Source organism: Ruegeria sp. HKCCD7628 (assembly GCF_057221005.1).
Map to the genome: position 1 here is coordinate 84,992 of NZ_JBWVBA010000003.1, position 24,356 is coordinate 109,347.

General features: G+C 57.3%; 23 protein-coding genes and 2 tRNA genes. 12 read left to right on the top strand and 13 right to left on the bottom strand.

The window, feature by feature from the left end; genetic code table 11:
* Positions 1–2: 2 nt before the first annotated feature.
* The 6 genes from AC2TAD_RS08875 to AC2TAD_RS08900 all read right to left on the bottom strand — a co-directional run bounded on the left by AC2TAD_RS08875 (position 3) and on the right by AC2TAD_RS08900 (position 4,818).
* A tRNA-Glu gene (locus tag AC2TAD_RS08875) sits at positions 3–77 on the bottom strand.
* A 22-nt stretch (positions 78–99) separates the two neighbouring features.
* Positions 100–174, bottom strand: a tRNA-Glu gene (locus AC2TAD_RS08880).
* 98 nt (positions 175–272) lie between these two features.
* Positions 273–2,015, bottom strand: a complete 1,743-nt coding sequence (gene recJ / locus AC2TAD_RS08885; RefSeq protein WP_480867223.1) for a single-stranded-DNA-specific exonuclease RecJ — start codon at positions 2,013–2,015, stop codon at positions 273–275.
* 93 nt (positions 2,016–2,108) lie between these two features.
* The gene (gene glpX / locus AC2TAD_RS08890) at positions 2,109–3,089 is read right to left on the bottom strand and encodes a class II fructose-bisphosphatase (RefSeq protein ID WP_170352726.1); all 981 of its coding nucleotides are present in this window, start codon (positions 3,087–3,089) and stop codon (positions 2,109–2,111) included.
* Between the two features lie 69 nt (positions 3,090–3,158).
* Positions 3,159–4,445 (bottom strand): homoserine dehydrogenase, encoded by a 1,287-nt coding sequence (locus AC2TAD_RS08895; RefSeq protein ID WP_480867225.1) that lies wholly within the window; start codon positions 4,443–4,445, stop codon positions 3,159–3,161.
* Between the two features lie 124 nt (positions 4,446–4,569).
* Positions 4,570–4,818 (bottom strand): hypothetical protein, encoded by a 249-nt coding sequence (locus AC2TAD_RS08900; RefSeq protein ID WP_480867227.1) that lies wholly within the window; start codon positions 4,816–4,818, stop codon positions 4,570–4,572.
* A 99-nt stretch (positions 4,819–4,917) separates the two neighbouring features.
* Between AC2TAD_RS08900 and AC2TAD_RS08905 the strand changes: the two genes are divergently transcribed.
* Entirely contained in the window at positions 4,918–5,505 is a 588-nt protein-coding gene (locus tag AC2TAD_RS08905; protein WP_480867229.1) for a TetR/AcrR family transcriptional regulator, read from the top strand.
* On the opposite strand, the gene AC2TAD_RS08910 is transcribed toward AC2TAD_RS08905, so the two are convergent.
* Complete coding sequence (locus tag AC2TAD_RS08910; protein WP_170750534.1) at positions 5,506–6,417, bottom strand: pirin family protein; 912 nt, start codon at positions 6,415–6,417, stop codon at positions 5,506–5,508.
* Positions 6,418–6,575: 158 nt separating this feature from the next.
* Here AC2TAD_RS08910 and AC2TAD_RS08915 point away from each other — a divergent pair, with 158 nt between their 5' ends.
* A complete protein-coding gene (locus AC2TAD_RS08915; RefSeq protein WP_480867231.1) occupies positions 6,576–7,076 on the top strand; it encodes a hypothetical protein in 501 nt (166 codons plus the stop codon).
* On the opposite strand, the gene AC2TAD_RS08920 is transcribed toward AC2TAD_RS08915, so the two are convergent.
* The 3 genes from AC2TAD_RS08920 to AC2TAD_RS08930 are packed head-to-tail and all read right to left on the bottom strand — an operon-like array spanning position 7,024 to position 9,852.
* The gene (locus AC2TAD_RS08920; protein ID WP_170352731.1) at positions 7,024–7,623 is read right to left on the bottom strand and encodes a TadE/TadG family type IV pilus assembly protein; all 600 of its coding nucleotides are present in this window, start codon (positions 7,621–7,623) and stop codon (positions 7,024–7,026) included. The genes AC2TAD_RS08915 and AC2TAD_RS08920 overlap by 53 nt on opposite strands.
* A gap of 4 nt (positions 7,624–7,627) precedes the next feature.
* Entirely contained in the window at positions 7,628–8,161 is a 534-nt protein-coding gene (locus tag AC2TAD_RS08925) for a TadE/TadG family type IV pilus assembly protein (protein WP_170352732.1), read from the bottom strand.
* Positions 8,158–9,852, bottom strand: coding sequence for a pilus assembly protein TadG-related protein (locus AC2TAD_RS08930; protein ID WP_480867233.1), 1,695 nt, complete (start codon positions 9,850–9,852; stop codon positions 8,158–8,160). The genes AC2TAD_RS08925 and AC2TAD_RS08930 overlap by 4 nt, the downstream gene beginning before the upstream one ends.
* Before the next feature lie 302 nt (positions 9,853–10,154).
* On the opposite strand from AC2TAD_RS08930, the gene AC2TAD_RS08935 reads away from it, so the two are divergent.
* The 4 genes from AC2TAD_RS08935 to rpoD all read left to right on the top strand — a co-directional run bounded on the left by AC2TAD_RS08935 (position 10,155) and on the right by rpoD (position 16,142).
* Positions 10,155–11,585, top strand: a complete 1,431-nt coding sequence (locus AC2TAD_RS08935; protein ID WP_170352734.1) for a Glu/Leu/Phe/Val family dehydrogenase — start codon at positions 10,155–10,157, stop codon at positions 11,583–11,585.
* Between the two features lie 126 nt (positions 11,586–11,711).
* Complete coding sequence (locus AC2TAD_RS08940) at positions 11,712–12,008, top strand: hypothetical protein (protein ID WP_480867234.1); 297 nt, start codon at positions 11,712–11,714, stop codon at positions 12,006–12,008.
* Between the two features lie 81 nt (positions 12,009–12,089).
* Positions 12,090–14,036 carry a DNA primase gene (gene dnaG / locus AC2TAD_RS08945; RefSeq protein ID WP_480867235.1) on the top strand — a complete coding sequence of 649 codons (1,947 nt, stop codon included), beginning with the start codon at positions 12,090–12,092 and terminating at the stop codon, positions 14,034–14,036.
* 114 nt (positions 14,037–14,150) lie between these two features.
* The gene (gene rpoD, locus AC2TAD_RS08950) at positions 14,151–16,142 is read left to right on the top strand and encodes an RNA polymerase sigma factor RpoD (protein ID WP_170750542.1); all 1,992 of its coding nucleotides are present in this window, start codon (positions 14,151–14,153) and stop codon (positions 16,140–16,142) included.
* A 174-nt stretch (positions 16,143–16,316) separates the two neighbouring features.
* Here rpoD and AC2TAD_RS08955 read toward each other — a convergent pair whose 3' ends face one another.
* The gene (locus tag AC2TAD_RS08955; RefSeq protein ID WP_170352738.1) at positions 16,317–17,336 is read right to left on the bottom strand and encodes an AraC family transcriptional regulator; all 1,020 of its coding nucleotides are present in this window, start codon (positions 17,334–17,336) and stop codon (positions 16,317–16,319) included.
* 303 nt (positions 17,337–17,639) lie between these two features.
* Between AC2TAD_RS08955 and AC2TAD_RS08960 the strand changes: the two genes are divergently transcribed.
* The 6 genes from AC2TAD_RS08960 (at position 17,640) to ribD (ending at position 21,223) form a co-directional block, all read left to right on the top strand.
* Positions 17,640–18,077, top strand: a complete 438-nt coding sequence (locus AC2TAD_RS08960) for a thiol-disulfide oxidoreductase DCC family protein (RefSeq protein WP_480867237.1) — start codon at positions 17,640–17,642, stop codon at positions 18,075–18,077.
* On the top strand, positions 18,078–18,620 hold the full coding sequence (locus AC2TAD_RS08965) for a DUF4166 domain-containing protein (protein ID WP_480867239.1): 543 nt from the start codon (positions 18,078–18,080) through the stop codon (positions 18,618–18,620). It begins immediately after the preceding gene.
* A gap of 78 nt (positions 18,621–18,698) precedes the next feature.
* On the top strand, positions 18,699–19,103 hold the full coding sequence (locus AC2TAD_RS08970; RefSeq protein ID WP_170352741.1) for a hypothetical protein: 405 nt from the start codon (positions 18,699–18,701) through the stop codon (positions 19,101–19,103).
* A gap of 17 nt (positions 19,104–19,120) precedes the next feature.
* The gene (locus AC2TAD_RS08975; protein ID WP_209196646.1) at positions 19,121–19,534 is read left to right on the top strand and encodes a secondary thiamine-phosphate synthase enzyme YjbQ; all 414 of its coding nucleotides are present in this window, start codon (positions 19,121–19,123) and stop codon (positions 19,532–19,534) included.
* A gap of 121 nt (positions 19,535–19,655) precedes the next feature.
* Complete coding sequence (nrdR, locus tag AC2TAD_RS08980; protein WP_480867241.1) at positions 19,656–20,126, top strand: transcriptional regulator NrdR; 471 nt, start codon at positions 19,656–19,658, stop codon at positions 20,124–20,126.
* Positions 20,123–21,223: a bifunctional diaminohydroxyphosphoribosylaminopyrimidine deaminase/5-amino-6-(5-phosphoribosylamino)uracil reductase RibD gene (ribD, locus tag AC2TAD_RS08985; RefSeq protein WP_480867242.1), complete on the top strand. Its 1,101-nt coding sequence runs from the start codon at positions 20,123–20,125 to the stop codon at positions 21,221–21,223. Before nrdR ends, ribD begins: the two co-directional genes overlap by 4 nt.
* Here ribD and AC2TAD_RS08990 read toward each other — a convergent pair.
* Together AC2TAD_RS08990 and AC2TAD_RS08995 are read right to left on the bottom strand one after the other, a co-directional pair.
* Positions 21,220–23,217 (bottom strand): capsular polysaccharide biosynthesis protein, encoded by a 1,998-nt coding sequence (locus AC2TAD_RS08990; RefSeq protein ID WP_480867573.1) that lies wholly within the window; start codon positions 23,215–23,217, stop codon positions 21,220–21,222. The two genes, ribD and AC2TAD_RS08990, sit on opposite strands and share 4 nt — an antisense overlap.
* Positions 23,217–24,347: a polysaccharide biosynthesis/export family protein gene (locus AC2TAD_RS08995; protein WP_480867244.1), complete on the bottom strand. Its 1,131-nt coding sequence runs from the start codon at positions 24,345–24,347 to the stop codon at positions 23,217–23,219. Before AC2TAD_RS08995 ends, AC2TAD_RS08990 begins: the two co-directional genes overlap by 1 nt.
* Positions 24,348–24,356 lie beyond the last annotated feature (9 nt).

The following is a 24,356-nucleotide window of genomic DNA, read 5'->3' on the forward strand; positions in this document are numbered from 1 at the left end:
AATGGTAGCCCGTAGGGGAATCGAACCCCTCTTTCCAGGTTGAAAACCTGGCGTCCTAACCGATAGACGAACGGGCCATTTAGGCAAAACAAGCACAAGTGGTAGCCCGTAGGGGAATCGAACCCCTCTTTCCAGGTTGAAAACCTGGCGTCCTAACCGATAGACGAACGGGCCACGCTGGCTTGTGGAGGGCCTTTTACGGTTTACCTACCACCCCCGCAAGCCGAAAAATGCAGGGAGGGTCAAGTTTTTTGCTGGGGCCGGGGACGGGCTCAATTTGCATCGGCGGCATCTTCCAGCCGAAGCTGCACGGATTGCCGTCCGCCCCATGTATTGACCTCGAGCCGGCCGGCGAAATGGAACCGCGCGCCGCCGTGATTGGACAGCTTTTCGCCTATTGGTCCATCGAACGCACCGAAGGCTATGGCGTCCAGACCACCGCCCACGCCATCGGACAGGGACAGTTTCAAATGAGATTCGCCCACGCGTTTGGCAAAACGCACCTGTAGATCGGGCAGGGCATAGCGTGGGGCAGGGGCGCTGGCCCCGAACGGTCCTGCTTTTTCGATCTGTTCGATCAGGTCCACTGTGGCCGCACCCGGCATCAATGTGCCGTCGAGTTTCAGATCCGCCGGGCCGCCTTCGCCCGCGCCTTGTTTGGCCAGCAGTTCTGAAAGCCGGGCCATGGCCGGTTCCAGCTGGTCGCGCATCACTGTCAGCCCGGCGGCCATCTTGTGCCCGCCACCTTTGACCAGCAGCCCCTCAGCCGCCAGCCGTTGAATCGAGGCACCCAGATCAACACCGCTCACAGATCGGCCCGAGCCTTTGCCCTCATCTCCATCAAAACCGATGACGATGGCGGGGCGGTTCGCAGCCTCCTTCAAACGCGAGGCAACGATGCCCACGACGCCGGGATGCCAGCCCTCACCGGCGGCCCAGACCAAAGGCGCGTCCAGCCCGCGCTCCTCGGCCTGTTCGATGGCGGCCGCGCGCACGGCGTTTTCGATATCGCGGCGCTCGGTGTTCAACTCATCCAGCCGTTGCGACAGGGCCTCGGCCTCGTGCATGGAATCGGTGCTGAGCAATCGCGCGCCCAGATCGGCCTGACCGATCCGCCCCCCGGCATTCACTCGGGGGCCCAGCAGGAACCCCAAATGATAGCTGTTCGGGGCCGAATCCATCCGCGCCACGTCGGACAGGGCCACCAGACCGGGCCGCTGCCGCTGGGCCATCACCTTCAACCCCTGACGTACCAGTGCGCGGTTCGCCCCGATCAGAGGGGCGACATCTGCCACGGTCGCCAGTGCCACCAAATCCAGCAGAGAGATCAGGTCCGGTCCCTTGACCCCGGCCTCACGCAGTTGCCGCCCGGCCTCGACCAGCATCAAGAACACCACGCCAGCCGCACACAGATAGCCCAGATCGCCGCTTTCATCCTGCCGGTTCGGGTTCACCACGGCCACGCATTCGGGCAGGGTCTCACCCCCCAAATGGTGATCCAAAACGATCACATCCGCATCCTTGGCTGCCGCGATCGGTTCATGGCTCAGCGTGCCGCAATCGACACAGATAATCAGATCGTGCTGCGCCGCCAACTCCTGCATTGCGGGCACATTGGGGCCATAGCCCTCGTCAATTCGGTCGGGCACGTACAGCGTCGCCTGCAACCCCATCTGACGCAACCAGACCAACAGCAACGCAGCTGAGCTTCCGCCGTCCACATCATAGTCCGCAAAAACAGCAATCCTCTGTTTGGCGCGCACCGCCGTCAGAAACCGGGTTGCTGCGACCTCCATATCCTTCATGTCTCGCGGATCGGGCAGCAGCTCTTTAAGCTTGGGGTCCAGGAAACCGGGGGCCTCCATCGCGGGAACGCCACGGCGCGCCAGTACCTGACAGACCGCGCGCGGCAGGCCTGCCTGTTGCACCAGCATCTCGGTCGCGCGTTCCACATCCGCCGAGGGGCCGACCCACCGCCGCCCGGACAAAGACTGTTCAACCCCAAGAAAGCTCATGACCCGCCCCTGATATGCCAAGGCCGGATACCTTTCGGACCCGGCCCTTCTTCTCGTTCAAAATACGACCGCCGGAGGCCGCGGCGCAAGCCGCTAGTTGTCGTGAGACCACAGCGGGGTGCGGTAGGACATGCGCCGAACCGATCCGGTCTTAGACCGCATCAGCAGGGTGGTGGTTTCCAGCCAACCCGGCTCGCGCTTGATGCGCGGCAACAGCGACCCACCGGTCACGCCGGTTGCGGCGAAGATCACGTCGGCTGTCACCATCTCATCGCGTTCGTAGATACGGTCCAGATCGGTGATGCCCGCCTTGGCCGCGCGGCCGCGTTCGTCATCGTTGCGGAACAGCAGGCGGCCAAAGATCTGACCACCCATACATTTCAACGCGGCCGCCGCCAGCACACCTTCAGGTGCGCCGCCTTGGCCCATATACATGTCGATTCCGGTCTCTTCACTTTCGGCGCAATGCATCACACCGGCCACATCCCCATCGGTAATCAGGCGGATCGAGGCGCCGGTCTCGCGTACTTCGGCGATCATCGCCTCGTGCCGGGGGCGTTCCAGAATGCAAACTGTAATGTCGGCAGGCGCGCAGCCCTTGGCCTTGGCCAGAGCCTCGACCCGTTCGCGCGGGCTCATGTCCAGATTGACGACGCCTTCGGGATAGCCCGGACCAACGGCCAGCTTGTCCATGTAAACGTCGGGCGCATGCAGCATCGAGCCGCGCGGACCCATGGCGATCACGGTCAGGGCGTTGGGCATGTCCTTGGCGGTCAGGGTGGTGCCTTCCAGCGGGTCCAGCGCAATGTCCACGCCGGGGCCATTCCCGGTACCGACCTCTTCGCCGATGTAAAGCATCGGCGCTTCGTCCCGCTCGCCTTCACCGATGACCACGACGCCTGCGATATCCAACAGGTTCAACTGTTCGCGCATAGCATTGACCGCCGCCTGATCGGCCGCCTTCTCGTCACCGCGTCCAACCAGCGAGGCAGAGGCCAGAGCAGCCTGTTCCGCAACCCGCGCCAGGCCCAGCGACAGCAGTCGGTCGTTGAAATCAATCTTGGCAGCACTCATTTTCACTATCCTCAGGTCAGTATAGGCGTTTTCTTGGGCATAGCCTGCGGCCTAGGCAGGCCGCAAGGGTCAAACCTCTTCTATGCGCAGCGCGACCGGTTCGCCCGAGACCACATCGGTGTCGCGGAACCCGTCCAAAGCCACGTCTAAAGTGGCCCGTGTTGTTTTATGCGTGACGATCAGGACCGGGGCTGTGCTGTCCGAGTGGCCATATTGGCGCATTCGGTCGATCGACACACCGGCATCGCCCAGAATGGCAGCCACTTTCGCCAGCGCGCCGGGTTTATCGAACAGCGCAAGACGCAGGTAATAAGGGGCAGGCAGGCCGGTGATCGCCGGTGCCGCATCCTGCAACGAGGTCGCGGGCTGGCCAAAGGTCGGGATTTGCAACCCGCGCGCCAGATCGCAGACATCGCCCATCACGGCACTAGCCGTGGGGCCTTCGCCCGCGCCGGGGCCGCGCAGAACGACTTGATCAACTGCGTCGCCCTCGATCACCACCATGTTGGTCCCGCCTTCCAATTGTCCCAAGGCCGAGCCACTGGGCACAAGGCAGGGCTGCATCCGCTGGACCAGCCCACGCGCGGTTTTCTGGGCGACGCCAAGCAGCTTGATGCGATAGCCCATGTCGTCGGCCTGGTGGATGTCATCGAGGCTGATTTGCTGAATGCCCTCAATCTCGATTCCGTCGAAGTTGGGTTTGGTGCCGAAGGCAATTGACGATAGCAGCGCCAGTTTATGTGCCGCGTCAATGCCGCCGACATCCAGATTGGGATCGGCTTCGAGATACCCCAACTCAGCGCATTCTTCGAACAGGGCGTTATAGCCCAGTTTCTGCGATTGCATCCGGGTCAGGATATAGTTGCAGGTGCCGTTCATCACGCCCATAACGCGGGTGATTTCATTGCCTGCAAGCCCTTCAGTCAGGGACTTGATCACCGGGATACCGCCTGCAACGGCGGCCTCGAACCGGATCACGCGGCCTGCGGCCTCGGCCTTTTCAGCCAGCTCTTGCCCGTGGATCGCCAGCAGGGCCTTGTTTGCGGTTACGACATCTTTGCCACTGGCCAGCGCCGCCTCGACCGAGGCTTTGGCGGGACCGTTTTCACCGCCCATAAGCTCGACATAGACGTCGATATCGTCCCGTTGTGCCAAGGCTACAGGGTCGGTTTCCCAAGCATAGCCCGACAGGTTCACGCCGCGATCCTTGGACGCGTCGCGCGCTGACACGGCGATGATTTCGATTGGGCGACCAGTGCGCGCTTGCAGCAAATCCGCATGTTGCCGGACGATCTTGACGACACCCACGCCGACCGTTCCCAAGCCCGCAATTCCAAGCCGCAGCGCCTGTGTCATCCCGTGGGTTCCTTTCGCTCGAATTTATCGCCTTTTGGGCCTTGCCCATTCCCGGGTGCCTTACCGGGTTCGGCGCACGGGCGCAATGCGTTGCAGGCCGGCCTGAACCGGGAAATGCAGACGGTTAGTTAATTTCTTCGCTTTGTAGCTTGTCCGCCTTTTTCTGCAGCGCTTCTCGTCGGGCAGACAGGTCTTCTTCGACCTCAGCGGCCTCGCTCACTGGGTCGATCGGGGGGCCAAGATTCTCTTGCAGAGGGATCAGTTTTGGATACCGTGTGGATTTCAGGCTTTCAGGCTCGCTGCCTTCAAGTTCAGGAAAGTCCACGCAGTTGGCGCAAAGACTCAAAACAATCAGCAATGGCAGGGGTTTCATGCCGAACCCTTTCGATGGCGGTTCTGCCTGTGATGCACCTTTTGAATAGTGCATTCAAGCGGGGTTCTATCTGAACGGACGTTCAGATACATTTGCAATATGGCACGGACACAAGGTTCTCATTCCGATATCACTGGCCCCCGTATTCGCAAGGCGGCCCTATCGTTGTTCGCGCGCCACGGCTACGCGGCGGTTTCCATGCGCCAGATCGCTGCCGAGGTCGGGGTGCAGGCTGGCGCGCTTTACAACTACACGCCGGACAAGCAGAGCTTGCTGTATCGCCTGATGAACGATCACATGCAGGAGCTGCTTTCTACATACGCCAAATTGACACCTGCGGACTCGCCAGTCGAAGCCTTGCGGCAGTTCGTGGGCTTTCACATTCGATTTCACATGGAGCGCCCGGACGAAGTTTTTATCGCCTATATGGAACTGCGCAACCTAAGCTCCGAAAATTTCACGGAAATTGAAGCGCTGCGGCGCAAATATGAAGACTCGTTAGAGGCCATTTTGAAATCCGGACAACAGCAAGGGCTGTTTACTGTTGCCGATACCAAAATCGCCACACTTGCGGTTATCGCCATGTTGAATGGCGTGATGACTTGGTATCGCGCAGGGGGGCGTTTGTCGCTGGACGCTGTCGAGCAGATCTACTGGGACATGGTTCAGAGATCAGTGACAACTTGATCAATGCGTTGGGCGGATAAAAGTGCCGTTCCGCAATTCTCGAAACGCCTGTTCCAGTTCAGCGCGGGTGTTCATCACAATAGGGCCGTGCCACGCGACGGGTTCATCAATCGGCGCGCCCGAGATCAACAGGAACCTGACGCCACCGGGACCGGCCTGAACCGTGACCTCATCGCCCGTTCCGAACCGAACCAGAGTTCGATCCCCCGACATGTCACGAATGTTGACCTCTTGCCCTGCAACCTCTTTCTCTAGCAGTACCCCCGTCGGTTGCGAGGCGTCTGCGAAGGCGGCCTGGCCCTGAAAAACATAGGCAAAGGCACGGCGATACGTGTCAATGCGGAATGTCTTTTTCACGCCGGCCGGGATCGAGATATCCAGATATTGCGGATCTGCAGCGATGCCGTCGACTGGGCCGGTCTTGCCCCAGAACTCGCCGACGATGACTCGGACAGTTGTGCCGTCGTCATCGGTTATTTCCGGAATGTCCCTGCCTTGAACATCCTGATATCGCGGTGCTGTCATCTTTTGACTGGACGGCAGGTTACCCCAAAGCTGGAACCCGTGCATTTGACCGGTCGCGTTTCCTTTTGGCATCTCTTGATGCAAGATGCCGGACCCGGCCGTCATCCATTGAACGTCTCCGGCACCCAACGTGCCAGTATTGCCTAGCGAATCTGCATGTTCGACCGTGCCGGACAGCACATAAGTTATCGTCTCGATGCCTCGATGAGGGTGCCAAGGGAACCCCGCCATATAGTCTTGCGGGCGTTCGTTTCGGAAATCGTCAAACAGCAGGAACGGGTCCAGCTCGGACGGATCCTGAAATCCGAATGCACGATGCAGCTTGACCCCTGCGCCTTCCATTGTCGGGACAGCATTCCGGGTTTCCAAAGTGGGTCTAAGGGACATGAGGGCCTCCTGCTTGCTTGGGCCATACTTAGCCGTTGGATGACATGCGTCAATTTGCGGAAAGGCACCGCCTATGTGCAAAAAATTGCAGGTCGCGCCCCTCTGTCTTTCAGCGGGGAAAGGCGCTAAACCCTGACCACATCGAACGGGGAGAGAAGATGCAGGAAGAAGTACTGGCTCGGGTCAAGGCTTCGACACCACGGCGGTGGCTGGGTGTCGGAATGTTGACGGTTGTAGGAGCGATGGTTCTGTATGTGGCCATGGCAACGCCGCCCGAGCCTGCGTGGCTTGTGTTTTTGCTGGTCGTTGGCGCTGCAGCATTCTGGCTGGCGCATCGAATGTGGTATGCCACGAGCGACAGCATCGAATTGACCGATACAGTGGTTCGAACCGGGGCAGGGCGTGTGATCGCCCGGGTTCAGGATATCGAAGCCGTAGATCGCGGAGTGTTTGCGTTCAAACCGTCAAACGGTTTCTTGATCCGCACGCGGACCAAGGATGCAAATGCCTGGGCCCCGGGGCTATGGTGGCGCCTCGGTCATCGGGTGGGCATCGGCGGCATGACAGCCGCCGCTGAGACCAAGTTTATGTCGGAAATGCTGTCGGTTAAGCTTGCGAACAGGACTGAGGACCAAGGTTCTGAGCAATCTCATTCGTAAATCGTGGGCGAGTAAACACGAAATTGCGGAAAGTGTGATCTTCGGAAACCCACGATCCGACCACCCAGTTCGACCCGAAAATAGGCTGATACCTATTGGAGGTCTCGACAATGATCAGCGTGTCCTGATCGGGCATCGGGGGCAGGTTATCCCGCATGTTACCGATGTTGTCGTTAGTCCAGGCCTCACAATAGCCGCGGATGGCTGACCATCTCACGTAGTGCCGATCATCTTCGGCATCGTAGACAATCAGCGAAATACGCAGTTGAATATCGTTGCGGCTGTTGACCATTCGATCCAAAAGCTCATGCATGGAGTCGACGTAGGTGTCGGTCACAGTCCCGGTTTCACGCGAGATGAGGTCGCCGACCGTGTAAGCAGCCTTTAGGTTAGCCGCGCTTTGCCGGAAACCATCGAAGAAGGCAAAGGCGCCCGTGATTGTCCAAACCAGCATTGGGAAAATCAGGATTGCTTCGACAGTTAGTATACCGCTTTCATCCCGTTTGACCGAGCGAAAGAGATTTCTGAGTCTATGGATAATAGTCATAGTCTTACGAAGGCTCCTGAACGAAGGCTGTGGTCGCCGTTAGTGCGATCTGTCCGGTGTCATCTACCAGCGCCCGCCCCATGGCCGAAGTCGGAAACAGAGGATCAACCCTGGCGCACGCGCGCAGAATCATAAGCTCATTCGACAGACCGTTTTGGAAGGTACGAACAGGGCGTACTTCTTCAGTGTTGTCGGTGCAGTCTACGGTTTCGGGCAGATTGACACCGGCGAACGCGCTCTGCTGGATCATTTCCAGTCGCAAATTTCGCGAGCAGTTACGGACTAGCAGCGTATTCTCACAGATCGAGTCCTTGATTGTATCGTGGTCCGGGTTTGTTCCGGTTCCCAGTCGAATCTCGCGAACTGTTATGTCCACCGCGCGTTCCAGCATTGATTGCTGGACCGTAACCACCGCGTATTCCATTGCGCTGAGGATAAAGAACATGAAAACCGGGAAAATGAGGACAAATTCCACAACGACGTTGCCGTCCTCAGATGCCTTGAGTTTTCCTAGATATGTTCGAAGATTTTGGATCATTGGGTCAGCCTCAGCTTCTTGATCGACGATGCGATTGACGCAAATGCGTCTTGCAACGAGATGCCTTCGGGGTCATCGAACTCGTCCACTTCGTAGACGTGGCTGTCCGAACTTGCACAGTTCTTGATGGTCGTCAGGCCCGCATTGGGTGCTTCGAACGCAATTCCATAGATGATCACACCATTATTCTTTGCAGCGCCGCAAATGCTGGTTGTGCGTGAATTCTTGGTTGTTGGTCCGACACTTATTCGAGGGTTCTGGAACCAGTTGAACACGTGATTGCTCTGCCAGAAGTAGTTGTTGGTCGCGTTCCAGTACAACGAGGCCTGATTGAACAGCTGAGGGAACGTCATGCGCGTCGCTGTTCCCGGCTCATTGTTAAAAGAGTTCTCGTTCGGAGGGTTGCCATAAGGATAGTCGGCGGTAATGAATCCTCCGCCGAACTGCGCGCCGTTTTCGATGCTTTGTTGCATCCACGCGTAGCGGTCCGGATTGCGCCGGAACCGAACGCTATATTCCCCTGTTGACCCATCGTCGCGGACGTATTCCGGGTTGAACCAAATGTCAGAAAAGCCTGAGCGGTATTGGTCTTTCAGCATGTATTGAGTGGTGTTCTGTCCGTCGGTCATGACGATAGCGACCTTTAGCACCTCTGAGTCATAGGCTTCGGGTCGATCTTTAAACTTATCCGGAACAATGTTCTCTCTGGCCAGTTCTCCGACAACGTTCTGGAATTTGGGATCCAGCATGCCGACACCCCATTTCATACCCACGTCGATCGAAGTGTTGCCGTTGGCCGTAAGCGCGTCGATGCGGTTGTGCAGGACATCGATATCGTCGGTCACAGCGGTAATGTCACTGCCTGCGCGGACAGGACAAACAGGGAAGCGGGGGAACTGCTCTGCGTTGTTGGTGTATTGGAAGGGGTCGAACGGAGCGGTTCGGTCATAGGAAATCGTGGGATCCAATGCCGAACTACCAAACTGGGCCGAAGTAAAGTTGATACAGTGAGAAAAATCATGCTCGGACGATACATTGCTGAAATGCTTCAGTATGTCGTCACCCGCGCTGACCTGAGTTGCGTAAGGAATGATGGACATCGAAATTTGGCTTTCGCCGGGCTTGTCCAGCATCAGGGTCACGAACTCTTTGGCGGCAGAGCGCAAGACCTCGATTTTCGTTCTTCCCGCTTCCGCAGACGCGCGGTTCATCGATCCGGACATGTCGAGTACGAGCGAGATTTCGACTGATCCAATCGATTCCTCCGCTGTACTTGCCGCTTGTGCAGTCAAGGTCTTGTGACCCGAAAAGCGCATGAAATTGGTGTTCACGATCGTTTCTGCAGTTGCAGACACGGTCCGGGATCCAAATCCTTCCTGCACGTTGACCGATTTCAGTTTGTCACTGAGGCCGGCTTTGTCCAAGTATGACTCGACCACCTGTCGCGGCGGGAGCGTTTGGTCAAGGTCGGCGGCGGCAAGAACAGCGCGGTCCAAGGTCGACTGCAACGTCGCACGGTCGCGTTCAAAATTCATGACGTCGACCCCAATACCTGTGGTCGCAAAAATCACCAGCACGCCAAGCAGTACGAAAATGGTGAACGACCCGTCTTCTTCGCGCTGGAAGGCCTCGGGCGTTGGTAGTTTTTTAAAGCGTTTAGTAATGCCGCTTTTGAAACCGCGGTTAATCATATTGCCGTCCTCACTGAACAGTCATCCACTACTGCTAAGGAAAAGTTAACGTTGAGAAATTAACGCTCAAACGTGGCGGGAATTGGGCGAAACCGCCTTGGATCAGGCCCATTTCTTGTCAAACCGGGAATAATATGATCGGCGCTCGGGTTCTGTTGTCTTCTTGTCGACAATGCACGCGCGCGTGATCGCATTCAGCGACTCAGTTTTTCGAAATTTATTTTTGCTTAAATATTGATCGTTTATCCAATGGGTGCGACAAAACGACAGAACGCAAGTCGTTCGTTGGCACGGAGGTATAGATGACGGCCACAAAAGAACCCAGCTTTCGCGAAAGTGTTGACCTGATGTTCAACAGGGCGGCGTCCCTGATGGATCTGCCTCCGGGGCTGGAAGAGAAGATCAGGGTTTGCAACGCCACTTACACGGTGCGGTTCGGTGTTCGCCTGCGCGGTGATATTCATACGTTCACCGGCTACCGGTCTGTTCATTCCGAACACATGGAGCCCGTTAAAGGTGGCATCCGCTACGCTTTGGCCGTCAATCAGGATGAAGTTGAGGCGCTGGCAGCGCTGATGACCTACAAATGTGCGCTGGTTGAAACACCTTTTGGCGGCTCGAAAGGCGGGCTGTGTATCGACCCGCGACAGTATGAGGATCATGAGCTGGAGCAAATCACGCGCCGGTTTGCCTACGAACTGGCCAAGCGGGATCTGATCAACCCGTCCCAGAACGTCCCAGCCCCCGACATGGGGACCGGCGAGCGTGAGATGGCGTGGATGGCCGACCAATATGCCCGGATGAACACAACGGACATCAATGCGCGGGCCTGTGTTACCGGCAAGCCGTTGAACGCGGGTGGTATCGCCGGGCGGGTCGAGGCAACCGGTCGTGGTGTTCAATACGCGCTGCGAGAATTCTTTCGTCATCCTGAGGACATTCAGAAAGCTGGGCTTACTGGAAAGTTGGACGGCAAACGCGTGATCGTCCAGGGCTTGGGCAATGTGGGCTATCATGCCGCAAAATTCCTCAGCGAAGAGGATGGCGCGATTGTCACCGGCATCATCGAATGGGATGGCGCGCTGTATAATCCGGAAGGGATCGACGTTGAGTCCGTTCGGCAGTGGATCGTCAAACATGGTGGCGTCAAGGATTACCCGGACGCGACCCATTCCGCCGAGGGGGCGGTGGTGTTGGAAGAGGACTGCGATATCCTCATCCCGGCGGCGCTGGAAGGCGTGATCAATCTGTCAAATGCCGAACGCATAAAGGCCCCGCTGATCATCGAGGCTGCGAACGGTCCTGTGACGGCGGGTGCGGATGAAATATTGCGCAAAAAGGGTACGGTGATCATTCCTGACATGTATGCCAATGCCGGCGGTGTGACGGTGTCGTATTTCGAGTGGGTCAAAAACCTGAGCCATATCCGCTTTGGCCGGATGCAGCGCCGTCAGGAAGAAGCCCGGCATGAGTTGATCGTCAGCGAGTTGGAGCGTCTGGATCGGTATCTGGGCGATGCGTGGTCGATGTCACCGGATTTCAAAGCCAAGTACTTGAAAGGTGCGGATGAGCTTGAGCTGGTGCGCTCGGGCCTCGATGACACGATGCGGATTGCGTATCAGTCCATGCGTGAGGTTTGGCATAGCCGCGATGATGTCGAAGACCTGCGCACAGCCGCTTATATCGTGGCGATCGACCGGGTCTCGAAAAGCTATCGGGCCAAAGGACTTTGAGGAAAATGCAGGGACGGAAATTGGTCGCCCCTGCGCAACACGAAGGCGCGAGGTTCAAAACGGCAATGGCCGGTTGGCTTTGCGGCGGATAAGCTGCTGCGACAGAAACGAATCCCGGAGACCCTCATGTTGCGTATCGCCATAGCGGCCATTGTTCTGTCTACTCCTCTGGCCGCTCAAGAAACCAAGGAACAGAGCTGCAAATTCCAGTCAGACGTCGTGGCTGCCGTCCAGCAGGCAAGGCTGGACCGGGTAAAGGAACGGGACGTGGCACAGGCGGTGGCAGAGTCAGGGCCGACATGGCCCGAGAACTACAACGCGGCGATTCCCCTGATCACTCCGTGGGTCTATGAACAAAAGATGCGCGATGTGAGGAAAAAAGACCTCGGCGCTGCTTGGCTGGAGCTGTGCCTGCAGCAGTAATCCACATCCATTGCATTTCGCTGTGGATAAGCGCAGGCCATCCCCTTGGCCTGCGTTTTCATTTCTGGCAGGTTTGTCCCCATGTCTTTGCCCCCCGGATTTCTTGACGAATTGCGCACGCGCCTCAGCCTGTCTCAGGTCGTCGGCCGCAAGGTCATGTGGGACCCGCGCAAGTCCAATCAGGGCAAAGGTGACATGTGGGCACCGTGCCCATTTCACCATGAAAAGACCGCCTCGTTCCATGTGGATGACCAAAAGGGGTTCTATTATTGCTTCGGCTGCCACGCCAAAGGCGACGCGATCAGTTTCGTGAAAGAGACCGAGAATGTCTCGTTTATCGAAGCGGTCGAGATTCTGGCGCGCGAAGCAGGGATGCCGATGCCGCAGCGCGATCCCAAGGCGCAGGAAAAGCAGGACCGTCGCGCGCAACTGGTCGAGGTGATGGAGCAGGCGGTGCAGTTTTTCCGCCTGCAACTCAAAACTGGGGCAGGGAGTGCCGCACGCGATTACCTGACCCGTCGAGGATTGGACGCGCAGGCGCTGGACCGGTGGGAGATCGGATTTGCCCCCGATGGGTGGCAGGCCCTGTGGGATCATTTAACTGGTAAGAATGTGGCGGAAGATCTGATCCTTGGGGCGGGTCTAGCCAAGCCGTCGAACAAGGGTAAAAAGCCCTATGACACGTTCCGCAACCGGATCATGTACCCGATCCGTGACCCGCGCGGTCGCTGCATTGCGTTTGGCGGCCGGGCGATGGACCCGAATGACAATGCGAAATACCTGAACTCACCCGAGACCGAGTTGTTCGATAAGGGCCGCAGCCTCTATAACCACGGCCCCGCGCGGCAAGCGGCAGGGAAGGGGCAACCGCTGATCGTGGCCGAAGGCTATATGGACGTAATCGCACTGGCCGAGGCAGGGTTTGGCGCTTCGGTGGCGCCCTTGGGTACCGCGATTACCGAGCACCAGTTGCAACTGCTTTGGCGGATTTCCAATGAGCCGATCATCGCGTTGGACGGCGACACGGCGGGCTTGCGCGCCGCGATGCGCGCGGTTGACTTGGCCTTGCCACTGCTTGAGGCCGGGAAATCCTTACGGTTTGCGTTGATGCCCGAGGGCAAAGACCCCGATGACCTGTTACGCGCCGAGGGGCCGGGGGCCGTGCAAACGGTGTTGGAAGGCGCGATCCCCATGGTCAAACTGCTGTGGCAGCGCGAGACCGACGGCAAAGTCTTCGACAGTCCCGAGCGCAAAGCGGCGCTGGACAAGGCGCTGCGCGACAAGATCAAGCTGATCCGTGACCCTTCGATCCGCTCGCATTATGGGCAAGAGATTAAGGATCTGCGCTGGCAACTGTTCCGCCCGCAGCGTCAGCCTCAGAACCGATCGTGGCAGCCGCGCGGTAAATGGCAACCTAAGCCGACGGCGACACCAGGCGCGCGAGCGTCATTCTTGGCGTCGTCCGAAGGTGCGGAAATCCAACTGCGCGAGGCAGCGATTTTGGCAATTGCGGCGTTGAACCCGCAAGTGGTTGTGCAGTTCGAAATTCAGTTGGAAGAGATGGAGTGCCGTGACCCTGACCACGCCGCCCTGCGTCACGCCATTCTGCGCCATGCGATTGACGACCCCGAGAACCTGAAAGACCACATAGCCGAAACTTTGGGGCCCGAAGCCCTTGAAAACCTGCTGGCCCTTCGCCATGTCGCAGTGATCCCTTGCGTGCATAAACCGGGCGATGTCGAAAAGGCCGAAATGACGCTGGCCGAGGAACTCGCAAAGATCAAAGCTCTCAGGGGGTTGGACGCAGAGATTGCCGAAGCGGAGGAGGAGCTGTCGGATCTGGCAGATGAGGCGTTGACATATCGGCTGGCTCAGGCGGCCGAAGAGCGTAACCGCACAAGCCGTAGCCAGAATGAAGACAGGGCGATTTTCGACGTGGCCGACAATGGCGCGCGAATCAATCGTGACGAGAAAGACGCGTTTGAGGCAATCATGTCCGGGATCAATTTTGAGCGGAAACGCCGGTAAACTGGTGTTTTCGTAAGGCACTGGAAAAGAAAAACGGGTAAACGGGTAGCCGAATCACTTCTACGCGCTAATGATTCGGTTCAATCGAATCACCCATCCCTGCAGGAGCATTGAATGGCCGCCAAAGACACGACCGAAGATCGCAAATCCGACGAGCAGGAACAGGAAATCTCGCTGGACATGAGCCAGGCCCAGGTCAAGAAGATGATCGCTGAGGCCCGCGAGAAAGGGTACATCACCTACGACCAGCTTAATCAGGTTCTGCCGCCGGATCAGGTCAGCTCGGAACAGATCGAAGACGTGATGTCGATGCTGTCCGAGATGGGCATCAACATCATCGAAGATGAAGAAGCCGAAGAAGAAGAAAACAAAGGCTCGACCGAACTGACCACGACAGAAAGCAACCGCGAGGTTGCGCTGGCCGGTGCGGGGACCGAAAAGCTGGATCGCACCGACGACCCTGTGCGCATGTACCTGCGCGAGATGGGCAGCGTCGAACTGCTGAGCCGCGAGGGCGAGATTGCCATCGCCAAGCGGATCGAGGCTGGTCGGAACACCATGATTGCCGGGCTGTGCGAAAGCCCGCTGACGTTCCAGGCGATCACCATCTGGCATGACGAATTGCTGTCCGAAGACATTCTGCTGCGCGACGTCATTGATCTGGAGGCCACCTTTGGAAACCAGATGGACGAAGACGGCGATGTCGAGGAACCGGTAGTCGATACCTCCAACGTGCAGGCCGCCAAGCCTGAGAAAGAGGACAAAGGCCCCGAGCTGGATGCTGACGGCAACCCGTTGAACAACGACGACGATGATGACGACGATGATCAGGCCAATATGTCTCTCGCCGCGATGGAAGCCGCGCTGAAGGATCAGGTTCTGACCACCCTGGAACGCATCTCGACCGACTTCTCGATGCTGTCGGAAATGCAGGACAGCCGGATTTCGGCCACACTGAACGAAGACGGCACCTTCAGCGAGCAGGATGAAGCAACCTATCAGAAGCTGCGCGCCGAGATTGTTGAACTGGTGAATGGACTGCACCTGCATAACAACCGGATCGAAGCGCTGATCGACCAGCTTTACGGTATCAACCGCCGCGTGATGTCGCTGGACAGCTCAATGGTGAAGCTGGCGGATCAGGCACGCATCAACCGTCGGGAATTCATTGACGCCTATCGCGGGCGCGAGCTGGACCCGAACTGGTTGTCGGATATGGCTGAAAAGCCGGGCCGGGGCTGGCAGATGTTCATCGAACGCTCGACCGCAAAGGTCGAGGAACTGCGCAATGATATGGCTCAGGTCGGTCAGTATGTCGGCTTGGACATCCCCGAATTCCGCCGCATCGTGCAGCAGGTTCAGAAGGGCGAGAAAGAGGCGCGGCAGGCCAAGAAGGAAATGGTCGAAGCCAACCTGCGTCTGGTGATCTCGATCGCCAAAAAATACACGAACCGTGGCCTGCAATTCCTTGATCTTATTCAGGAAGGCAACATCGGCCTGATGAAAGCGGTGGACAAATTTGAATACCGCCGCGGCTACAAATTCTCGACCTATGCGACATGGTGGATTCGTCAGGCGATCACGCGAAGCATCGCGGATCAGGCGCGCACGATCCGTATTCCGGTCCATATGATCGAAACGATCAACAAGCTGGTGCGGACCGGCCGCCAGATGCTGCACGAAATCGGCCGCGAGCCGACACCGGAAGAACTGGCCGAAAAGCTGCAAATGCCGCTGGAGAAGGTTCGCAAGGTGATGAAAATCGCCAAAGAACCGATCTCTTTGGAAACGCCAATTGGCGACGAGGAAGACAGCCAGCTGGGCGATTTCATCGAGGACAAGAATGCCGTGCTGCCGCTGGACAGCGCCATTCAGGAAAACCTCAAGGAAACGACCACACGGGTTCTGGCCTCGCTCACCCCGCGCGAGGAACGGGTTCTGCGGATGCGGTTTGGCATCGGCATGAACACCGACCACACGTTGGAGGAGGTTGGCCAGCAGTTCAGCGTGACCCGCGAACGTATTCGCCAGATTGAGGCGAAGGCGCTAAGGAAGCTGAAACACCCAAGCCGGTCGCGCAAGTTGCGGTCATTCTTGGATCAATAGACAAATAGGCGCCTCATCTGAGGCGCTTATTTTTTGCGCGGGTGGTGAAAGTGGCCGGTCCAAAATTCAAATTGGCAGAAAGTCACAAGTGTCATCTGGCTTGGTCGCCTATTTCCGTTTTGTCCACTCATGGGACGGGCCGGGGAGAGGCGACGGTGCCGATGACCCCCGGTCTCAGGCCCCGGAAGTAAAATCCAGTCTGCTGCGGAATGTGCTGGGTGCCTGACCTGTCCAGCGTTTGAATGCTGTCGAGAACGCTGGTTGATCAGCGTATCCAAGTGAAAATGCGATCTCTGACAAGGGCATGCCGTTGGTGATAAATGTTTGCGCCAGATCACAACGAAGGTCATCGACAATCTCACGATAACTGGTTCCTTCGTCTTTAAGACGACGTGCAAAGGTGCGCGCGCTGAGGCCAAGGTTGGCGGCAGCGTCATCCGCCTGAATGATCGCTCCGGGCAGAGAGCGGGTGATCAAGCCTTCAACCCGAGCACGTAGTTTTTGCTTGGGCTGTCGGTGTTCTGCGATGACTCGGTCTCCGTATTCCAACAAATGCGCGCGCAGCTTGGGGTCATAAGTTGGGACAGGTAGATCAAGCGATGATAGTGCCAGCACGATTTCAATTCGTTCCGCCCCAAAGATGACTGGAAAACCCGCAAGCTTTTGGTACGCGGTCCGATTGCCTCCTGTTTCATGTTGAAAACGTATTTCCATTGGGAAGAAATCAATCTGAGTCAGGTTTCGCATCCGTGCCAGACCTGCAAATACTAAAAACTCTGTGCGTCTGTGGTATCGAGCAAAGCTGGCATCTTTCCATTCAGCCTCGATCGACGCGAAATTCCCTGCGACGCGCAAACTGAACATCAGAGCCGGATCAATGATCCCGTGAAAACGCGAGGTATTTTCTAGAACTTGTTTCAAATCTCGCGAGTATTTGCTGATGTATGCGGTAAGGCTTGAGGAAGATCGGTATTCTAGCCCGGCCGCTGCGGCAAAAGTCGGGTCCTCAAGAATATCGCAGGCATATCTGGCAAAGAGGGCTTCTGTGTGGGCGCTACAAGTGCCCGCAGAAACCGTGATGTCATCGCGCTGTATGTTACATTTTTCCAATACTCGATCTGTGACAGCAGGATTCTGTGTCTTGTGATCAAGCATGCGCGTCAAAAGCTGAATACGTGAGATATCGACGTCCATGCTGTATCTTATCGCGATATCTGTTTGTTTGCACCCTTGCTGAGAGGTGTGGGACGCATCCGCCGTGACATAAATCCGTAAAACGTTGGCAAAAAGTCACATGCGCTTTGGGCGGCAAACCCGTATTTCTGTCACGTTGCCGGGTCAGCGCCTTTTTGGGGATGGGGCCAGAGCCCAGACGATAATTCGAGCAGGCATACTGTGGCTCCCCGGCACGCCCATTCCTGCTGTTGCCTGTGTCGCATTGTGGCGTCGTGTTTGCGGTGTCACTTTGGGGGAAATTACGGCAAAGGCGATTTTAAGATGCACGACATTGCATTGGACGAATTGGTTAAGAGCCAGGATTTTATTGTGTTTGATGGCGAATGCGTGCTGTGCACGGGCTTTTTTCGTTTCATGCTGAAACGGGATAGGGCGCAAAGGTTCAAGTTTGTAACTGCGCAATCCGAGTTGGGGCGAAATCTCTATTCAGATCTTAAATTACCGACACAGGATTTTGAAACGAACCTCGTCGTGTTGAACGGTCAAGTTTATCAACGGTTGGATGCATTTGCTGCAGCCATGCAGGCTCTGCCGGGGATGTGGCCCGTCGTGTCCCTGTGCAAATATCTGCCTGGGGTGGTTAAGGACCCGATGTATCACGTTTTGGCGCGCAACAGATATGCCGTGTTTGGTCGGGCTGATACCTGCTTGGTTCCGGACAAAGATCTAATGTCGCGCTTTCTTCCCAAAGGGTACTAGATGCAACCTGATCCGTTTTGGCAGGCGTTGCCGGCGCAGTCAGTTTTGCCCGACGCCTTGCGGCACCTGCACGGCAGTCAGGGAAGCTATTCGGGTTTCTGTGATATTGAGCGTGGCCGCGGCCTGTTAGTGCGTATGGCTTTGCGGCTTGGAAGCTTCCCCACTGGTGGCTGCAATGTTCCTGTCTCTTTATCGGTAACAAAACGGGACAGGGCATGGATATGGGTCAGGAATTTCAACGGCCAAACGACCAGGTCGCGGATCGGCTACAGGTCAGGCTACGTACTCGAGCGGATGGGCCTATTGACCTTGTGGCTGAAACCCGTGCTTTTCGATGGGCAGTTGTCCATTCGTCTTCACCGGTTACGCTTGTGGGGAATCCCGTGCCCAAAGCTCATATTACCCAGGTCTAATACGTTTGAGTGGCAGGATGACGAAGGGCGCTTTCGGTTTGATGTGTCCGCTCGGATGCCTGTTTTGGGGTTGCTGATCCGATATCACGGATGGCTAACGGCTGATCACGCAAAACAGGACGTGGGCTGAATTGATCGTGAACCCGCTTTGCCGTTGGACGGGTTATACTATTTCCAGTCTTACCTCGTAACAGGAAAGAGTATGATTATGAAACAGGTTATGACTTACGCTGCGCTTGCCGCAGTTGTTCTGACTACACCGCTTTCGGCCGCTGGCTTTGCGCGATTTGGGTTTCAGACGGTCTCGGTCAATGCCAACGTCTACGAAGTGATCCCGCGTGGGCGCAACGATGTTGATGGGTATTGGTGTGCCGCTGCCGATTATGCCCGCAGGACTTTGGGCGCAGGTTGGAAACAGCCGATCTACGTAGTGCGCGGTTATGGACCCAGCGAAGCAACTGGACGCCGGACCGCTGTGCAGTTTTCCGTCAGTCCTCCGCCTGGTGTTGATTTGAACGTCAAGTCAATCAACGTCGGCTTTGTTGCTGGTCAAAGCAGATCGGTTCAGAGTGCGAACGCACTGTGCTATCGTCGGCAAATCTTTGACGACTAAGCGAGAATGAGCACCTGTTGCAGACCGAGTTTATTATTTCGACACGCGGACCGGGGTTATATGAATTCACCCCGGATGTAGGTAACTGGCTAAACTCGGTCGAACGCGACGGGCTGCTGACGTTGTTTGTGCGCCATACGTCCTGTTCTCTGGTGATACAAGAGAACGCAGATCCCGAGGTGCAAACTGACCTGAGTGCTTTCTTTGAGAGGCTGGTTCCGCCCTCGGATCATCCATCGATGTCCTATTTACGGCACACTTATGAAGGCCCAGATGACATGCCAGCACACATAAAGGCTGCCTTACTGCCGGTATCATTGACGATCCCAGTGGCAAGTGGCCGTCCGGCTCTGGGCACATGGCAAGGGATCTATTTGTTTGAACATCGTTCAGCGCCCCACCACCGAAAGGTCGCTGCGCATTTCGCGTGACCCCTTTATCTTGCGGTGAAAAATTCCGACTACCCAAATCCTAGCGGCTGCCCTATAGTTGTGGATAAGTAAGCCACAGCGCTTACAATTAGAGGCGGAATTAGGGACGAGGAGACGGCGGATGCGCTGCCCGTTTTGTGGAAATATTGACACTCAGGTGAAAGATTCACGCCCCGCAGAGGATCACGTCGCGATCCGCAGGCGCCGGTTCTGTCCTGCGTGTGGCGGACGTTTCACGACCTATGAACGGGTGCAGCTGCGCGATCTGGTTGTGATCAAAACCAATGGCAAACGGGAAGACTTTGACCGCGACAAACTGGAACGGTCTATCCGTATCTCAATGCAGAAACGCCCAATCGACCCTGAACGTATTGATCAGATGATCTCGGGGATTGTGCGCCGCCTGGAAAGCATGGGTGAGACCGATATCCCGTCGAACAAAATTGGCGAGATCGTCATGGAAGCGTTGGCGCGCATTGACACGGTTGCTTATGTGCGCTTTGCAAGCGTGTACAAGAATTTCCAGGCGGCCGATGATTTCGAGGAGTTTGTCCACGAACTGCGCCCGCCGCATCCTTCGTCTGACGAGTGAACGACACAGATAAACGATACATGGCGTTGGCCCTGTCTTTGGGGCAACGCGGTCAAGGCACGTGTTGGCCAAACCCCTCGGTGGGATGTGTTATCGTGCGCGATGGTCGGATTATTGGGCGAGGTTGGACCCAACCCGGCGGACGACCGCATGCGGAAACCGTTGCGTTGGCACAGGCTGGTGAAACGGCCAAAGGCGCGACGGCCTATGTCTCGCTGGAGCCTTGCGCACATCATGGGAAAACCCCTCCTTGCACGGATGCGCTGATCTCAGCGGGGATTGCGCGCGTGGTTTCACCGGTCGAGGACAGTGATCCGCGTGTTGCAGGGCAGGGCTTCGCCAAATTACGCGAAGCCGGAATCGAAGTCACGACAGGTGTTTTGGCCGCGCACGCCGAACGTGACCACGCAGGGTTTTTCTTGCGGATGGAGCAGGGGCGACCATTCATAACCCTTAAATTGGCGAACAGTTTCGATGGCCGGATCGCGACGGCCAGTGGTCATAGCCAGTGGATCACCGGTCCGCAGGCGCGGCGAGAAGTCCACGCGATGCGCGCGCGTCACGACGCGGTTATGGTTGGCGCAGGTACTGCGCGGGCCGATGACCCTGCACTGACCGTCCGTGATCTTGGTGTGGCGCAGCAACCTGTCCGTATCGTTGTCTCGCGCCATCTTGATATCCCATTGATGAGCCAACTCGCCCGATCCGCTAAGCAAGTCCCGGTTTGGCTGTGCCACGGCCATGCCCCCGATGCCGAGCGGGCCCGGGCATGGGAGGGGCTAGGGGCCACATTGATCCCTTGCGCATTGCAAGATCACCAGATTGATGCTGCGGATATGTTACAACAACTGGGGCAGGCGGGGCTGACACGTGTTTTCTGCGAAGGCGGCTCGGCGTTGGCGGCATCTTTGTTGGCGCAGGATCTGGTTGACGAACTGGTCGGATTTAACGCGGGTCTGACCATCGGTGCAGAAGGTTTGCCAGGGATCGGAGCATTGGGGCTGGAGACGCTGGACGCAGCCCCCCGGTTTGAATTGATGGAAACGCGCGCTGTTGGCCCCGACGTCATGCATCGCTGGCGGCGGTTACTGCGCTAGCGTCGCCATAGATGAGCATGTGTCGCAAAGGCGCCCTGCAGCTTAGATAGCAATCGTAACATCGGCGGCCCTTTGATTCCTTCACGATCGGTCAGGCGCTGCAGCGCAACCTCGACCGGGCAGGGGGTGCCTGTGATCGGGTCCAGATACCGCGGGTAGTCGATCAACGCGGCATGGACCAAACCCAACACCGTGGGATGTGCGCCACGCCGGGCGGGGACGGTGCCGAGGTCCTGCGTCAACCCCCAACCCGCATAGAAGGGGGCACCGACAGTGGTCACAGGCAGGTTGCGGATCAGCGCCTCAAACCCCAGTAAAGACGTCATTGTCCAGACTTCATTGACCTGCGGCAATAGCTGGGCCGGATCCGTATCGCGTATGGTGACATCAGCGAGGCCGTCTGCATCTATCGCGCCGTCACGTAAACTGGCCTCGACATCCGGGTGGGGCTTATAGATCAAAACAGCGTCCGGGTTCTTGTCCCGTACCAACTGTAACAGTTCAAGGTTGGTACGAATTGTTCCGGTCCCTAACAGGATCGAGGCGTCGTCCTCTACCTGTCCGGGTACTAGAATGCGATGCCCCTTGGGCAAGTCCGGTACTTGGCCGCCGATATTGTATTTGCTGATCTGCCCCGAGGTGACTTTCTCAACTAGCCTGTCTGCGCGCAGCTCCTGATCCGGGCGCAGAGTTTCCCGTTGGGCGATAAGCTGTTCAAGCAGACTAGCTCGCGTCGGGTCGTAATATATACCCAGATCATCGGCGACCAGCGAGACGGGCGGAACCAAGGCAGCGCCCAAACCACGGGACCGCAGGAAACCATCCTCGATCCTAACAACACTCTCTTGCCCTTCGGCTCGGCTGGCCCAAACCATATGTGGTTTTTCGGAAGACGGAGGAGGGCTTTTGGTAAAGCGAATTTTGGTCTCGCGCCCGAACATCCTTTGAAGATGACCACGTTTCCACAAACGCATCCCCGAGGCCGTCCAGCCCGCGTGATCCTGACGCCATGCGCGGGTCTGCGCCTCTAACGTATCCAGAACCATTTCCAATTCGCAAAGCTGATCCCTGTAGGGGTCATACCAAGTATGATAAAGGATCATGGCGGCCGCAAAAAGCTGGGCTGGCGTCAGGCTGCGCTGACGGCGGGGCAGGTATTCTTCGTCCTGCGTTAGGCCCCAGCCCGCATAGAAGGGTTGACCAAAGACGCGGGGCTTGTGGCCTGCCAAAATGGCCTCGAACCCGAATTGCGAAGACAGGGTGTAGACGCCCACTGCACCTTCAAGCAAGTCCCACGGGCTGATCGGGTTTTCAAACAAAGCGACACGACCTGATTGGTCCAGGTCAGAGAAATACCCACTGCGATGGCCACTAATGGTTTCGGGGTGGGTTTTGATCAACACGCGCGCGCCTGGGTGCTCTTCTTGCGCCATGACCAACATTTCGCGGAACCGGGCCGCGTCGCCTTTGCTGGCAGTAACCGATGCATCGTCTTGGGCCTGATCGACAACCAACACATACCCCGGCGCCGGCAGAGACTTAGTGACTTCAAACCCCGAATACTTGCTGAGATGCAGTTCCTTCATTCGCGCAATCGCACCGCGCGCCCGGTTCAGTAGGGCCGTATCATCCAAAGGGTGCGTCGCCAGCAAAGTCTCAAGATCGGATGGGCGCGTAGGATCGAAGTGTAGACCGGACCGGTCCAGCAATAGGCCTAGCGGCGGTTCGCCATCCCGACCAGGATGCAAAGATCGCAGAAAAGCATCTTCGACACGCAAGACAGGGGATTTGTGTTTTTCTGCGATATTCAAGCCGCGGTGGGCGGTTGGACTGTTGCCCCATATGGCAACGGTGTCTCCGTCTTTGGGTAGACCCAGCCGAATGTCGTAGCCCGCAAGCTTGAGAATGCGACGAATACGGCGATTGGTCAGGAAACCGCCATTGTAGACACGCAGGCGGGTACGCTGTTCCTCGGCCATCGCCGCAGCCGACATCACCCGCCTGTCAGGGTCGTGACGTTGGCCAGCGGTGTAAGCCCGCCCGCGATCAGCGATATCGACTTGCTCCATTGCGCATAGGGCGCTTCGGTGACGTAGATCGTGTCGTCGTCGCGGATGACGAAATCACGGGCTACGAACAGGCCGTTTGGTGCAGTAAGGTTAAGCAGGTAAATCACCCGCTGTTCGCCCTGTAAGTCCGAGCGTCCCATGACCGAACGGGCAATGTCCTGTCGTTCGTTTCGCAGCACGAAGATGCCGGTAGGGTCCGAGGACAGGGACTGTAGCCCTCCGACTTGGGCCAAAGCTTCGAGTGCAGTCAAATCTTGACTGTCGAACGCAACACGTGACTGTCCGGTAGCCCCTAGGGCGACGTAAGACCGACTGTCGGCCTCGACCAATATGCGGTCACCGGCGCGTAGTGCGATATCCAGCTTTGGATTGGTGAACAGGTCATTGTACCAGACCGTTCCCCGTTGATTGCCCCGAATAACGGTAACAAGCGCGATGTCAGACCCGACTGAAACGCCTCCGGCTTGGGACAGCATGCCAGCCAGAGTGCGGGTCGGGCTTTCGATAGGGTATATACCTGGCGAGCCAATCTCGCCGTTCAGCGTAACGGTTGAACCGTTTCCGGCTGTCCGCCGGACCTCGACCTGTGGATCTGGTGTTTGGTCTTGCAGTTTGCTTGTGATCAGTTGGCGCAGCTGTTCGGGGGTATTCCCAGAGGCCCTGACACGACCGGCATAAGGAACAAAGATAAACCCTTCACTGTCCACTTGAATTTGATCCAGCGTCGTCGCGCCGCCGATATCTGAAGAAAGCAGCCCGTCATCGACGTTCTCCCAGACCGACAGGCTCAGAGAGTCACCGGGGCGCACTGTATCGGCGGCCAGGTTTGGCGCGCTGAGGAAAGACTGCGAAAACCCGAATTGGGGAACAGCGGACGTGACCTCGGTAATACGATCATCCACTTCGACTATGAACGCATTGCCACCATTCTGAACTGAGCCAGCCAAAATTTCATTCTTGCTTGGCCCAGATTTGGGAAGCTGACACCCGGCCAAAAAGCCAAAAACGGCAACAAGGAAAAATCTCCGTGCCCATTGGAGCGGAAAGCACTGCACTGCCGAATA

Coding starts and splice junctions, on each gene's coding strand:
- AC2TAD_RS08920 (WP_170352731.1), bottom strand. CDS start 7,623: ATGACTATTATCCATAGACTCAGAAATCTCTTTCGCTCGGTCAAACGG.
- AC2TAD_RS08955 (WP_170352738.1), bottom strand. CDS start 17,336: ATGGACGTCGATATCTCACGTATTCAGCTTTTGACGCGCATGCTTGAT.
- AC2TAD_RS08910 (WP_170750534.1), bottom strand. CDS start 6,417: ATGTCCCTTAGACCCACTTTGGAAACCCGGAATGCTGTCCCGACAATG.
- AC2TAD_RS08895 (WP_480867225.1), bottom strand. CDS start 4,445: ATGACACAGGCGCTGCGGCTTGGAATTGCGGGCTTGGGAACGGTCGGC.
- AC2TAD_RS08905 (WP_480867229.1), top strand. CDS start 4,918: ATGGCACGGACACAAGGTTCTCATTCCGATATCACTGGCCCCCGTATT.
- AC2TAD_RS08915 (WP_480867231.1), top strand. CDS start 6,576: ATGCAGGAAGAAGTACTGGCTCGGGTCAAGGCTTCGACACCACGGCGG.
- rpoD (WP_170750542.1), top strand. CDS start 14,151: ATGGCCGCCAAAGACACGACCGAAGATCGCAAATCCGACGAGCAGGAA.
- AC2TAD_RS08900 (WP_480867227.1), bottom strand. CDS start 4,818: ATGAAACCCCTGCCATTGCTGATTGTTTTGAGTCTTTGCGCCAACTGC.
- AC2TAD_RS08935 (WP_170352734.1), top strand. CDS start 10,155: ATGACGGCCACAAAAGAACCCAGCTTTCGCGAAAGTGTTGACCTGATG.
- AC2TAD_RS08990 (WP_480867573.1), bottom strand. CDS start 23,217: ATGTCGGCTGCGGCGATGGCCGAGGAACAGCGTACCCGCCTGCGTGTC.
- dnaG (WP_480867235.1), top strand. CDS start 12,090: ATGTCTTTGCCCCCCGGATTTCTTGACGAATTGCGCACGCGCCTCAGC.
- recJ (WP_480867223.1), bottom strand. CDS start 2,015: ATGAGCTTTCTTGGGGTTGAACAGTCTTTGTCCGGGCGGCGGTGGGTC.
- AC2TAD_RS08925 (WP_170352732.1), bottom strand. CDS start 8,161: ATGATCCAAAATCTTCGAACATATCTAGGAAAACTCAAGGCATCTGAG.
- nrdR (WP_480867241.1), top strand. CDS start 19,656: ATGCGCTGCCCGTTTTGTGGAAATATTGACACTCAGGTGAAAGATTCA.
- glpX (WP_170352726.1), bottom strand. CDS start 3,089: ATGAGTGCTGCCAAGATTGATTTCAACGACCGACTGCTGTCGCTGGGC.
- AC2TAD_RS08930 (WP_480867233.1), bottom strand. CDS start 9,852: ATGATTAACCGCGGTTTCAAAAGCGGCATTACTAAACGCTTTAAAAAA.
- AC2TAD_RS08970 (WP_170352741.1), top strand. CDS start 18,699: ATGAAACAGGTTATGACTTACGCTGCGCTTGCCGCAGTTGTTCTGACT.
- AC2TAD_RS08940 (WP_480867234.1), top strand. CDS start 11,712: ATGTTGCGTATCGCCATAGCGGCCATTGTTCTGTCTACTCCTCTGGCC.
- AC2TAD_RS08960 (WP_480867237.1), top strand. CDS start 17,640: ATGCACGACATTGCATTGGACGAATTGGTTAAGAGCCAGGATTTTATT.
- AC2TAD_RS08965 (WP_480867239.1), top strand. CDS start 18,078: ATGCAACCTGATCCGTTTTGGCAGGCGTTGCCGGCGCAGTCAGTTTTG.